The 11536-nt window shown below is 73.1% G+C and carries 12 protein-coding genes; 3 read left to right on the forward strand and 9 right to left on the reverse strand.

The features are described 5' to 3' along the window. Window positions 1-25: 25 nt before the first annotated feature. Window positions 26-442: a DUF3597 domain-containing protein gene (locus MFF64_RS03655; protein WP_238189663.1), complete on the reverse strand. Its 417-nt coding sequence runs from the start codon at window positions 440-442 to the stop codon at window positions 26-28. A 227-nt stretch (window positions 443-669) separates the two neighbouring features. On the opposite strand from MFF64_RS03655, the gene MFF64_RS03660 reads away from it, so the two are divergent. Together MFF64_RS03660 and MFF64_RS03665 are read left to right on the forward strand one after the other, a co-directional pair. Next, a complete protein-coding gene (locus MFF64_RS03660) occupies window positions 670-1764 on the forward strand; it encodes a Rieske 2Fe-2S domain-containing protein (RefSeq protein WP_238189673.1) in 1095 nt (364 codons plus the stop codon). Window positions 1765-1891: 127 nt separating this feature from the next. Then, window positions 1892-2389: a BLUF domain-containing protein gene (locus MFF64_RS03665; RefSeq protein ID WP_099906871.1), complete on the forward strand. Its 498-nt coding sequence runs from the start codon at window positions 1892-1894 to the stop codon at window positions 2387-2389. Window positions 2390-2397: 8 nt separating this feature from the next. Here MFF64_RS03665 and MFF64_RS03670 read toward each other — a convergent pair whose 3' ends face one another. Next, the gene (locus MFF64_RS03670) at window positions 2398-3471 is read right to left on the reverse strand and encodes a hydantoinase/oxoprolinase family protein (protein WP_238189675.1); all 1074 of its coding nucleotides are present in this window, start codon (window positions 3469-3471) and stop codon (window positions 2398-2400) included. A 38-nt stretch (window positions 3472-3509) separates the two neighbouring features. On the opposite strand from MFF64_RS03670, the gene MFF64_RS03675 reads away from it, so the two are divergent. After that, the gene (locus tag MFF64_RS03675; protein ID WP_099906869.1) at window positions 3510-4208 is read left to right on the forward strand and encodes a HisA/HisF-related TIM barrel protein; all 699 of its coding nucleotides are present in this window, start codon (window positions 3510-3512) and stop codon (window positions 4206-4208) included. A gap of 149 nt (window positions 4209-4357) precedes the next feature. Here MFF64_RS03675 and fae read toward each other — a convergent pair whose 3' ends face one another. From fae to MFF64_RS03710, 7 genes are all read right to left on the reverse strand, one after another. After that, the gene (gene fae, locus MFF64_RS03680) at window positions 4358-4873 is read right to left on the reverse strand and encodes a formaldehyde-activating enzyme (protein WP_048449095.1); all 516 of its coding nucleotides are present in this window, start codon (window positions 4871-4873) and stop codon (window positions 4358-4360) included. A 251-nt stretch (window positions 4874-5124) separates the two neighbouring features. Continuing rightward, on the reverse strand, window positions 5125-5973 hold the full coding sequence (locus tag MFF64_RS03685; RefSeq protein ID WP_099906866.1) for a triphosphoribosyl-dephospho-CoA synthase: 849 nt from the start codon (window positions 5971-5973) through the stop codon (window positions 5125-5127). Next, window positions 5973-6890 (reverse strand): ATP-grasp domain-containing protein, encoded by a 918-nt coding sequence (locus MFF64_RS03690; protein WP_099906865.1) that lies wholly within the window; start codon window positions 6888-6890, stop codon window positions 5973-5975. Before MFF64_RS03690 ends, MFF64_RS03685 begins: the two co-directional genes overlap by 1 nt. A gap of 10 nt (window positions 6891-6900) precedes the next feature. Further along, on the reverse strand, window positions 6901-7881 hold the full coding sequence (mch, locus tag MFF64_RS03695) for a methenyltetrahydromethanopterin cyclohydrolase (RefSeq protein WP_099906862.1): 981 nt from the start codon (window positions 7879-7881) through the stop codon (window positions 6901-6903). A gap of 283 nt (window positions 7882-8164) precedes the next feature. Further along, on the reverse strand, window positions 8165-9361 hold the full coding sequence (locus MFF64_RS03700; RefSeq protein WP_099906860.1) for an ATP-grasp domain-containing protein: 1197 nt from the start codon (window positions 9359-9361) through the stop codon (window positions 8165-8167). After that, window positions 9358-10266 (reverse strand): NAD(P)-dependent methylenetetrahydromethanopterin dehydrogenase, encoded by a 909-nt coding sequence (locus MFF64_RS03705; RefSeq protein WP_238189677.1) that lies wholly within the window; start codon window positions 10264-10266, stop codon window positions 9358-9360. Before MFF64_RS03705 ends, MFF64_RS03700 begins: the two co-directional genes overlap by 4 nt. A 132-nt stretch (window positions 10267-10398) precedes the next feature. Continuing rightward, window positions 10399-11379, reverse strand: a complete 981-nt coding sequence (locus MFF64_RS03710; RefSeq protein ID WP_238189679.1) for a beta-ribofuranosylaminobenzene 5'-phosphate synthase family protein — start codon at window positions 11377-11379, stop codon at window positions 10399-10401. Window positions 11380-11536: the final 157 nt, after the last annotated feature.

The raw sequence follows: 11536 nt of genomic DNA on the forward strand, positions 1-11536 counted from the left end.
CCCCTCCCGGGGCAGGCCGGTCTTATTAGTCCTTGAGATCGTCCGGCACCTTGCCGCCGTTCTCCTCGAGCTTCTTGATCACCTGCTTGTGCAGCCACACGTTCATCGTGGCGGAATCGTTCGTGTCGCCGGTGTAGTGCAACTCCTGAGCGAGCTCCTTGCGGGCCGACAGGCTGCTGTCGAGGTGGAGCAGCTTCATCAGGTCGACGATCGAGGTGCGCCAGTTGAGCGGCTGGCCGGCCTTGGACGCGAGGTCGTTGAGCACCGCCTCGACATCGACCTTGCCGTCGACCTTCGGCACGTCGCCGCCGGAGGCCGCGTCCGAGCCGCCGGTCGGGGCGCTGGTGGAGGTGGTGGAGGTCTCGGCCGGCGTCTGGGCCTGGGCCTCGCCGCCGCCGAAGGGGTGCAGGATCTTGCTGACGATCGTCCCGAGCAGGCTCATCGTGTCATCCTCCGTCAGGGGCTCAAGGGTTCAGGCCCGCGACCATGCGGCCGCGGGCGGATATAGGGCGCGCTGGCCCTGCGGCATTGCCGGCACGGTAACGAACTGCCCCGCTCGCCGTTCCGGGATGCGCGCATCCTGGCGCTTCACGGGCCCGCAGGATCGGGTAAGGACGTCCCGTCGGCCGAGGAGTGCGCCGACCAGGCTTTGAGGACCATGGAAGAGGCATGACAGGGGATCCGATCCGCCGGGCGCTCGACGACGTCTGGTACTGCGTCGGCGAGAGCCGCAGCCTGCGGCCCGGCGGGATGCGGTCGGTCAGCCTCGGCGAGGAGGCCGTGGTGGTCGGACGCGAGGCATCGGGCGCGCTGTTCGCGCTGCGCGACCGCTGCCCCCACCGCGGCATGGCCCTCTCGGCAGGCCGCATCGTCGACGGCAACCTCGTCTGCCCGTTCCACGGCTGGCAGTTCCGGCCCGACGGCGTCTGCGCGGCGATCCCCGCGCTGGCCCGCCGGGACGACGCCAACTTCGCCTCGGTCCGCCTCGCCCGCTTCGCGGTGGCCGAGAAATCCGGCCTGATCTGGGTCCATGCCAACGCGAACTTGGCCAACCCGAACTTGGCCAATGCGAACTTGGCCAACGCGAACCCGGCCAATGCGAACCCGGACGCGGCGCCGCCGATCCCCGAGGTCGACTTCGACTATTGTGGACAGCTGGTCGAGATCCTCGAGGTCGAGGCCTCGTTCGACCTCGTGGCTCTGAGCTTCGTCGATCCGGCCCACGTCGCCTATGTGCACGATTCCTGGTGGTGGCGCCCGTCGAAGACGATGAAGGAGAAGGTGAAGCACTTCGCCCCCTCGCCCTTCGGCTTCACCATGACGAGCCACACGGCGAAGACCGCCTCCCTCGCCTATCGCCTGCTCGGCTCGATCCCGGAGGTCGAGATCGAGTTCCGGCTGCCGGGCGTGCGGCTGGAGCGGATCACCGCCGGCGCGAAGCGCCTGGCGAACTACACCTTCGCGTCGCCGCTCGCGAATGGGCGCACCGCGCTCATCAACGCGATGTACTGGAACATCCCGGCGCTCAACCTGCTCAAGCCCGTCGCCCGACCGCTGATGCGCCAGTTCCTCGGCCAGGACCGGGACGTGCTCCAGATCGCCCAGCGCGGCCTCGACCGGAAGCCCGCGATGGTGCTGATGGGCGAAAGCGACGTGCAGTCGCAATGGTATTTCAGCCTGAAGCGCGAGTTCCTGCGCGCCCGGGAGGCCGGCGCTGCCTTCGTCAATCCCCTCGAGCCGCGGGAGCTGCGCTGGCGCAGCTGATTCGTCCCTGGGACTTCTATCCTGAGTAGCGACCCCGACGCAGAATTCTTCCTGTCATGCGTCCTGGCGCTATCGCGACCCGCGCCATTTGGCCTATTCAGATCGAATCGCTGCCCCGGAGATTCGGATGTCCGAGGACATCTTCCGCATCATCTACAAGAGCAAAGCCGCGCATCCGGCGGAGGTGATGCTGGGGCAGGGCCATGTCGCGACCTTGCTGGCGACCGCCCGGCGGCGCAACCAGGCGGCCGCGGTCACCGGCGTGCTGGTCTATACCGGCCTCGGCTTCTTCCAGGTGCTGGAGGGACCCCGGCCCGCCGTGCAGCCGATCTTCGAATCGATCCTGGTCGACCGGCGCCACCACACCCTGGCGGTGATCGAGATGGATGTCGCGGTCGAGCGCCGCTTCTCCGGCTGGAGCATGGGTTTCCTCGGCATCACCCGGGAGCTCGACGACCGGCTCAACCGCACCGGCCTCGGAGCGGCCGGCGGCCCCGAGCCCCAGGACCAGCTCCTGCGCCGGACCCTGCTGCTGCTCGTCGACAGCCCGATCAGCATGCCATGGCTCGGCGCGAGCGGCGCACTCGACGACGGGCTCGGGCCCGCCCTCGCACGGCGCGTCTGACCGGACGATCAGCCCTTCGCTGCAAGACTCCCCGCTGCCAGAAGCCCCACCGCCACTGCCGGCCCGCAGGTCGACGCGAAGGCGGCGGCCTCGGGGGCGAGGCGCGGCGCGATCAGGTCCGACAGATCCTCCATCGGGCGCCCGAGGCGCGTGGCGAGCCTGGCGGCGGCGAAGCGGCCGGCGCCGCAGATCACCACCGACGCCTCATCGGACAGCTCGCCGCGGGACAGGACCAGGCCGGCGGCGTCGTGCAGCAGGCGCAGCTGGGCCTCGGCGAAGAAGCCGGCGAGCCGCGCCCAGTCGGCCCCCGTGCCCTCGTGACGGTCGCGGCCGATCATCCGGGCGAGGCGGATCTCGGTCTCGAGGATCGACTTGCCCTTGAGGTCGGCGCTGTCCTGCTGGTCCTCCGCCTCCGGCAGCAGGCCCAGCAGGCGGTAGGCGTCGGCCGTGGTGGCGAAGCACTCGGCCATCAGCGCCGTGCGCCGGCCGCGGAACGGCGCGGTCCGGGACAGGGCCAGGATTGGCGTGCGCACCACCCCGGTATAGACCAACTCCCCCGTCTCGAGCCGCTCGGCGTCGCTGTACCCGATCGCCCGGGGTTGCCCGTCCCGGATCGGGATCAGGTCGGCGGTGGTCGAGCCGATATCGACGAGGAGCGCGTCCGGCCGCAGGGTGCCGACCAGGGCGGCGGTGGCGTGCCAGTTGGCGCTGGCGATGTCGGGCGCGCAGGGTACCGCCGCGTCGGGGGCGACGAAGCCGGAGCGTCCGGCATAGATCGCGACCTCGCCTGTCAGGTGCCCGGCGGCCCAGGCGGCGAGCTGCGCCACGCCGTCGGCGCGGTCGGCGAAGCAGTCGGTCAATTCGCCCGTCATCGTGACGGCGTGGCGGGCGGGCTCGCGGGCCCAGCCCGGCAGGGCGGCGAAGGTGGCGTCGAGGGCCGGCAGGCCGTTCCAGAGCGGGCACGGCGCCTGCACCACCGCTTGCACGCGGCCACCTTCGACCAGCGCCGCCTTGACATGGACCCCGCCGAGGTCCCAGCCGATGACGCGACGGAGCGAGGCGGAGGGATGGGGATGGGTCACGATCGGATCTCGCACGGACATGGTCGGGGCGGGGTGGCATGAGCGGACCGAGCTTCGCAACCCGGACCGAGGTGGTGCCGGTCCTCGACCTGCGCGGCGGCGTCGTGGTGCGGGCCCGGGCCGGCGACCGTGAACGCTATGCGCCGATCGTGACCCCCCTCAGCCCCGGTCCCGCCCCCGCCGACGTGGCGCGCGGCCTCCTCGCGGCCTGGCCTGCGCGCCGGCTCTACGTCGCCGATCTCGACGCGATCATGGACGGGACCCCGCCCGACCTCGGCTCTCTACGGGCGATCGCGGCGGCCTGCCCGGGGGTGGAGCTGTGGGTCGATGCCGGCTTCGCGACCGAGGACGGCGTCGCGGCGTTCCTGGAAACGGGCCTCGGGCGGCCGGTGCTCGGCAGCGAGAGCCAGGCCGATGCGGCCCTGGTGCGCCGGCTCGGCCCCGCGGCGGTGCTCTCCCTCGACAGCCGCGACGGCGCGCCCCTTGGCGCCCTGGAGCTGCACGAGGATGCCTCTTCCTGGCCGCCGGAGGTGATCGTGATGACGCTGTCGCGGGTCGGCAGCGGCGCGGGGCCGGATCTTGCCGGGCTTGCCGCTCTCAAGGCGCGCGCGAAGCGGACGGCCTTCTACGCCGCCGGTGGCCTGCGCGGGCCGGAGGACCTGCCGGCCCTGGAGCAGGCGGGCGCCGCCGGGGTGCTGGTCGCGAGCGCGATCCATGACGGGCGGCTGCGGGCCTGACACGGGAAGGGAGGGCCCCGGTCAGGGCCCTCCCGATCATGCACTCAGCGTCCGAGGAAGATGGAGGCCAGTCGCTGGAACAGCCCCTGCGGCGGAGGCGGCGGGGGCGGCGGGGGAGGCGCCGCTGACTGTTCCGGACGGTTTCCTGTCTAAGCGACGTTCGCCGCGAAGGGGTGCTGGGCGGTCTTGTACTGCTGCGTGACCTCGGCGGCGGTCGGCGTGCCCTTGATGGCGCGCTGGATCGACAGCTTCGTGGCCTCGTAGTTGTACTTCTCGATCTTGGCGTCGTCCGCGGCTTCCCAGTGGATGAACACGCCGACCAGGATGTAGAGGTCGTCGGCCTCGTTGGCCGGGATGATGCCCTCGGCGACGCAGTCCTGCACCGCCTTGGCGACGGCGTGCTGGGCCGGGCCGAACATCTGGACGGCCTGGCGGGCGTCGTTGATGGTGACCTTGTTGAACAGCAGGGTGTTGGGCTTGCACGGCAGGTTCGGCGCCACCACCGCGAGCAGGCTGGTGAAGCCGTGCTTGTTGTTGGTCAGGCTGTTGCAGAACGCCGTCTCGGCGGCGCTGCCGCGCGGGCCGATGATGAGGTCGATATGCGCCACCTCGTTGCCGTCACCGACGAGGGCTTCGCCCACCATCACCTTATTGATCGTCGCCATGTGGGGGTTCTCCCAGGTGTCGATAAGGTTAACCGGCCGCCGGAACAATGCGGCTCGGCCCCGCCATCCTTGCTGTCGGCGTTCAGCGTGAAGCCGAACCGGTTGTCTGGATAGCGGCCGGACACTACAGCGCCGCTGAACCGTGAACAAGTCGGCTGGCCCGGTACAATGGTCCAGTCCGGCCCTGAAGCCCGCAAACGAGCCGCATCGGGACTAGGACTTATTGGCGGGTTGCATCGACGGCAGTGCCTCTACCCCTTCAGGCGCCCGAGGGCGTCGAGGAACAGGGTCGCCACGGTGAGATCGGCGCTGGTGCCGGGGTTGAGGCCCGCTTTCTTGAGGGCCGAATCGTGGGCGAGCAAGGCCGCCCGCGCGCCCTCCCCGAGGATGAGCCCGCCCAGGGCGGCCTCGGCTTCCGCCCGCACCCGCTCTGCCACGACGGGGCCGAACTTGCGGGCGATGTGGCTGTCGGGAAAGCCGATCAGGAAGGCGAGATGGACCGCCGTGGTGGTCCACGGCTCGGGCAGGCCCGCGGCGCGCGCCGCCGCCAGGGCCGCAAGACCGGTCGCGAACAGGTCTTCGAACCCGGTGACGTAGGCCCTGGCGATGCGGTCGCGCGCCGCCGCCTCGCCCATGGCGGCGAGGAACGGCGGCGGCGGGCCGCCCGCCGTCACGTCGTGTCGCTCTGCCCGCCCGAGCCCGCCGGGGCTGGCGAGCCGGATCGCCGCGTAGAGGCCGGCGGCGTCCGCGTCGTCGAGGCCTGCCAGCACCGCCGCGAGGCCCGCGCGCAGCGGGCCGGGCTGCTCCGCCGCGGCGGCGAGCGGCGCGCAGAGCAGCACGATGCCGAGATTGGTGTTCTGGCCGACCCCTGCGCGGGTGGCGGCGACCGCGCCCTCGATCCGCGCCCCGACCCGGGCGCCCGCCGCCGCGAGAGGCGGGGCGGAGAGCGCCGCGCTCGCTTCGAAATCCGCGACGCTCATCCGGTGGCCGGCGGCGTGGACGTGGACGTTGCCGGGCTTGATCGCCGCGAGCTCCGCCCGGCAGGCGGCGAGATAGGCCTCGGCGATCGCCTCCGGGCGCAGCGCGGATTCGCGTCCCATCACGCCGGCCTGGCGACCGCGAGACGCGGCCCGTGCCCGGCCCGTACCGCCGCCAGGAAGCCGGTCGCGATCTCCCGGGCGATGTCGACCGGCGTCACCTGCTGCAGGCCCGACCAGGCCGGCATGCTGTTGACCTCGAGCACCTGGAAGCCGCCCTCCCCGTCCTCGACGAGGTCGACCCCCGTGTAGCTGCAGCCGACCGCCGCGGCGGCCTGCTCCGCCAGCTCCGCGGCCCGGGCCGGCGGGCGCCAGGGCAGCGGCCGGCCGCCGCGGTGGACGTTGGTGATCCAGCCGTCGCCCTGGCGGATCATCCCGGCGATGGCCCGGCCGGCGCAGACGAAGATCCGGTAATCCTGCCAGGCCCCGTCGCGCCGGGCGACGTAGCGCTGCAGGTAGTAGACCCGCCCGACCAGCTCCTCGGGCGGCAGCTCCTCCGGCCTGGAGATCAGCTGCAGCCCCTCGCCCTGCGAGCCGAACAGGGGCTTCAGCACCAGCGGCCTCCCGGGTGCAGCCTCCCGGGCCACCACCTCCGCGGCGGCCTCGCGGCGCGACAGCACGAAGGTCTCCGGCGTCGCGATGCGGTGGCGGGCGAGCAGCAGGCTCGTCATCGCCTTGTCGACCGAGCGCTCGATGGCGGTCGGACTGTTCCACACCACGGTGCCGGCGGCGACGAGCGCGTGGAGCGCGCCGAGCCGCATCGTCGTCGCCTCGAAGGTGCCGCCCGCGATGGTGCGCAGGAGCACGCCGTCCGGCAGGTCGCCGCCGAAGCCCGGCACGAGCAGGGGCTCCGGATGCCCGGTCTCGACCGTGACGTCGGCCAGCGAGAAGAGCCGAGGTGCCGCGCCTAGATCCGTCAAGGCGGCGAGAAGCTTTGCCTTGTGCCAGGCGCCATTATCGGCCGCGAGCCCGATCCGCATGGGGCTCCCCTCAGGCGAAGGAGCGCGCGACCAGCTCCGGGACCAGCCGGCCGGCCCGGTGGCTGTGACCGGAGCGCAGCGAGGTCACCACCACCTCGGCCGGGCTGAACAGGTGCTTGTCGATGGCGTAGAAATCGCCGTTGAAGCGGGCGAAGATCTCCGCGAAGGGCGCGCCGTGGTCGCGCGAGGTGGTGCTCGGCAGGGCCTCGGCCAGAGCCTTGGCGTCGGCGTCGTCGGCCTCGACGAAGAGCTGCACCCGCCCGCCATAGATGATCGCGTCGTTGGTGCGGCCCATCGCCTGGATGAAGTCCGGATGCGGCGGGCTCAGCGGCGCGGCACCAAGCCCGTCGACGATGGCGTTCAGGTCGAACCCGACCGAATGGGCCTTGTGCAGGGCGACCTCCAGCACCCGCGCGACCACCTGGGTCGCGCCGGCGAGGCTCTGGGTCGGGGCGTACACGAAGGTGACGTCGGCGGGCTGGACGCCTGCTGCGGCCGCCACCTTGGCGGTGACGGAGGCTGGCGGCGGGCTGCCCGATTCGAGCACCAGGGCGACGCGCGGGGCCGCATCGCGATAGGCCAGCTCCTCGAACAGGTGCTCGACGGCCGCCGCCGCCCGGCCGGGACCGGAGCCGAGGGCGAAGAAGCCCGAATCGCCCTCCTCGTCGGCGAGGTTCCAGCCGGCATACTGGCTGCCGAGGCAGGCGAGCACCGGGTCGGTGCTGTGCACGGTCAGGGTGAAGGGCCAGGCCTCGAGGGGGCCTGAGGGACCCACCGTCACGGTGCCGAGGCCGCCCAGGCAGATCTCGGCGATGCGCCGCCCGGCCTCGACGGATCCCCGCGCGCCCGCTCCGGCATCGATCAGCCGCGCCCCGTCCGGCGCCCGCGTCACGGCGAGCCGCAACCGGGCCGCGTCGGCGGCCAGGGCCTCGACCAGGGGAGCGGCGAGCGCGTTCACGCTCGGGCGGGACGGGGTGGTGGATGAACTCATCGGGTTAACTCCCTCGGGCCGGAGCGGGGTGGTGCCCCGCGGCGGCCGGTCAGACCGGTCGGGGTCTGTGGCCCCGTTAGGTGGCAGGCGCGGGATCCCCTCTCCCGCTCGGGTCGGGCTGTTCGGGGAAAGGAGTGGCGCGGGTCCCCTTCTCGCGTGTGGCAGAGGGTTGGGGCGATCGAAGATCGCGCGTGAGGGTGGCGCGCTTCAGTGTAGAGCGGTGACCGTCGTGCTGGCAGCTCGACGCTTCGTGCTTGATCCTGAACCGCGCCAACCCTCACCCCTACCCCTCTTCCACACGCGAGAGGGGATCCCGCGATACTCCGTCGAGCATGGAGCGGCGGCTGGCGAAAGCCAATGCGGTGTCAGTCGTTCCCTCCAGCCGCGCCCGCAGCTCCGCCGCCCGCATCGCGACGGCGCGCCGGGCCGCGCCCGCATCCGCTCCCTCGGCCAGCACCGTGCAGATCGGCGCCCCGGCCTCGACGCGGCTCCCGGCCGGCGGGCGGTCCATCGTCCAGTCGGGCCAGTCGAGGAACGGCACCGCGGAGATCTCGTGATCGGCGTAGAGGATCTCGGTCGCGGCGGCGCCCGGGAGGACTGACCGATGCTCCGGCAGCCGGCCGCCGGCCGCCGCCAGGTGGGCGGCGAAGAGCGGCACGGGCCCGCGATCGAGGACGTCCAGGGTGGCGCCGGGTCGGGGATTGATCTCGAGCAGCCACCAGGCCTCGCCATCGACGAGAAGGTCGGCACTGACGAGGCCGCGGAGCCCGGTGGCGACGGTGAGACCGGCCAGCGCCCGCTCCGCTGCCTGCTGCACCGCAGGCGGCAGCGCGGCCGGCCCGGCGGCGCCGGCGTAGCGGAACGGCCGGCCGGGTCCGGGCGCCGTCCACTGCTCCGTCACCGCCAGGACGGCGATGGTGCGGCCGTCGACCAGCGCGTTGAGGGAGCGGGGCCGGCCCGGCACGCGACGCTGGAGATAGGCCCCCGCCGGGAGCCGGCCCGGCCCGGCCGGGCGGATATGGCCGCCGCCCGAGGCCCCGCGCCGCTTCATCAGCCAGGCCTCGGGATCCGGCACCGGCGCGAGGGCGATCTCCGGATGCGGGATGCTGAGGCGCGCGCACAGGGACGCGAAGCCGGCCGGATCCTTGAGCGCCGAGACGGCCTCCGGCGCGGCGCCGAGCAGCCGGAAGCGCTTGGCGAGCCGCCGCATCAGCCCCGGCGCGCCCTCGAAGCCTGAGCCGAGGACGAGGCCGACGGGGGCACCCGCCTCCGCCGCGAGGCTCGACAAGGCCGCCTCCACGCCCCGGGTTCCCGGTCCGGCGCCGAGTCGGCCGGACACGCGGCGGTAGCCGGCGGCGAGCGCGCGGGTGTCCGCGTCGCCGAACAGGTCGGCGACGAAGGGGCTGTAGCCGGCGCGCCGCGCCGCGGCGGCGAGTGCCCGGCCCGATTGCGCCGCGATCAGGACCGCCCGAGCCGTCACGCCGCGGCGGTCCGGTCGGTGATCTCGACGGCGAGCCGGTAGGCCTCGCGGAAATCCAGGACGAGGGGCCGGTCGGCCTGGAGCAGGCGGCGGAACAGCCCGGCCTGGGTCCCGTACTTGACGTTGCCGATGGCGAGCGCCCCGATGCCGACGCCCCGCCCGCCCGGCAGGGGAACGGCGTCGGCGTGGACGTCGATCCCTGCGATGCCGGCCGGCGGCACGGCGTTGACGTCCGCGGCGACGAGGAGGCGGCCGGCCTGCGCGAGGTCCTCAGGACTCAGCACCTGCACGCCCGCGGCGGCGGCGGAGAGGATCACCTCCGCGTCCCGGGCTGCCGCGACGCGGCCCTCCCGGCTCGCGCCGTCCGCCGCCTCGACGGCGACCCCGAACCGCGCCCGCATGCCCTCGGCGATCGTCGCCACTCGCGCCCGGCCATTGTAACCGACGATGATCGGGTGCGCGCCCTCCTGCGCGGCGATCACCGCGGCGCAATAGGCGACGACGCCGGTGCCGCCGAAGATCGCGACGCGCTTCCCCGTCAACTCCTCGCCGAATTTGTCCCTCAGCGCCCGGCGCGTGCAGGCCACCATGGCGGCGCCGGTGGTGAAGGAGCCGGCCGGATCGGCGAAGACGTGGTTGGCGAAGGGCGGCACGAAGGCGCCGGTCGCGGCGTCCACCATGTCGAGGGCGGCTTCCGCGTTCTTGCCGCCGATGAAGATCGCCGTGCGGGTGCCGTCCTGCGGCGCGCGGGAGAAGATCGAGTCCTGGACCAGCGGCACCACCTCGGCCAGTTCCACGCCGGTATAGGTCGAGACGACCTCGAATCCTGCATCCACCGCCATGTTCACGTCGAACGGGCTCATGTGCTTGAGCGGCGTCAGCATGTGCAGGATCGAGCGGGCCATCCGACATCTCCTCCGGGGCGGCGAACGTCGCGGCCGCTCGTCGGCAGCCCGGTTCGCGCTGAAAGTTCGGGTGTCGTCTCTACCTTTACGCCCGCCGGCGCCGCCTGTGGCCTGGACGTTGGTGGCAATCCGTCAGTCGACTGCCGCGCCGCAATTGCGCCCGCGGGCGATGCGGGTGGTCAGGCCCGGGTGGCAGGCGCGCAGGGACGCGACCAGCCCCTCGGCCTGCGCGTCGTTGCCGACGAGCGCGAAGCCGGTCGGCCCCCAGGAGCTCTGGCCGAAGCCGGCGATGCCGGCCGCCTCCACGTCGGCGAGCGCCGCCGCCACCGCGGCGCTGGCGTAGCGCCCGCCCTGGTGGGGCGCGAAGTAGTCGCCGATCCGGCGCTGGATCGCGGTGATCCCGGCGCCGAACCGCGCCAGGTCCTCCGTCACGACGGCCGGCAGCACCTGCATCAGCACCGTGCGGCAGATCTCGGCCGCCTCCGGCGCGGGAAAACGCGGGAGTTCGCGGAAGGCGCGGCGCTCCTCGGCGCCGTGCACGCCGGTACGACCGGCATCGAGCAGCAGCACCACCCGCCAGGTGTCGGGGAAGGGCAGCCGCGCGATCACCGGCGGCGGCGCCTCGCTGTCGTCGCGGCCGCCATCGACGATCAGGCCGCCAGTGACGAAGGCGGCAAGGCCCACGCCGGAGCGGTTGCCGCGGTCGAGGACGTCCGCGAAGGCAGCCGGCGCGAAGGGCGCGCCGTGGAGCGCGGCCAGGGCTGCCGCGACCGAGAGGGCGAGCTGCGTGCCGGAGCCGAAGCCCGCATGGGCCGGGATGAGGTCGGCGAGGTGGAACGCCCCCGTCTCTGGCACACCGAGATGGCGGGCCGCGAGGGCCGCGTAGCCGCGCACCCGCTCGCACTCGGCGGCGAGGCCGGGAATCTCGGACCCGGTAACGGTCAAGGTGTCGGCGCGGGTGGCGGTGAGGTCGATTCCGGGCGCGTCGAGCCCGAGGCCGATGCTGCCGAAGCGCCGGCCGAGCCCGCCATGCAGGTCGAGGAAGCCGAAATGCAGCCGGGCCGGCGCGCGCACCCGCACCGTTGCTCGCGCCGTTCCCACCTCGTGCGCCAAACCGGCCTCGCTTCCTGCCCCGGATTCCCCGGCTCCCCGTGGGGCCGTCTCATCCTGAAGGGCCGGACTGTCCCACACCGCCCGCCGGCTGGGCAACTCGGGATCGGCGGATATGTGCCCGCCGGCCGTGCGCGAAGCCGGACTTTCGGGGGACTTG

This window comes from Methylobacterium frigidaeris (genome assembly GCF_022179185.1).
GTDB classification, from domain to species: Bacteria; Pseudomonadota; Alphaproteobacteria; order Rhizobiales; family Beijerinckiaceae; genus Methylobacterium; species Methylobacterium frigidaeris.

Bases quoted from the DNA above. Each gene is read 5' to 3' on its own strand.
- MFF64_RS03655 (WP_238189663.1), bottom strand. From the start codon at position 442: ATGAGCCTGCTCGGGACGATCGTCAGCAAGATCCTGCACCCCTTCGGC.
- MFF64_RS03660 (WP_238189673.1), top strand. From the start codon at position 670: ATGACAGGGGATCCGATCCGCCGGGCGCTCGACGACGTCTGGTACTGC.
- MFF64_RS03665 (WP_099906871.1), top strand. From the start codon at position 1,892: ATGTCCGAGGACATCTTCCGCATCATCTACAAGAGCAAAGCCGCGCAT.
- MFF64_RS03675 (WP_099906869.1), top strand. From the start codon at position 3,510: ATGAGCGGACCGAGCTTCGCAACCCGGACCGAGGTGGTGCCGGTCCTC.
- fae (WP_048449095.1), bottom strand. From the start codon at position 4,873: ATGGCGACGATCAATAAGGTGATGGTGGGCGAAGCCCTCGTCGGTGAC.
- MFF64_RS03685 (WP_099906866.1), bottom strand. From the start codon at position 5,973: ATGGGACGCGAATCCGCGCTGCGCCCGGAGGCGATCGCCGAGGCCTAT.
- MFF64_RS03690 (WP_099906865.1), bottom strand. From the start codon at position 6,890: ATGCGGATCGGGCTCGCGGCCGATAATGGCGCCTGGCACAAGGCAAAG.
- mch (WP_099906862.1), bottom strand. From the start codon at position 7,881: ATGAGTTCATCCACCACCCCGTCCCGCCCGAGCGTGAACGCGCTCGCC.
- MFF64_RS03705 (WP_238189677.1), bottom strand. From the start codon at position 10,266: ATGGCCCGCTCGATCCTGCACATGCTGACGCCGCTCAAGCACATGAGC.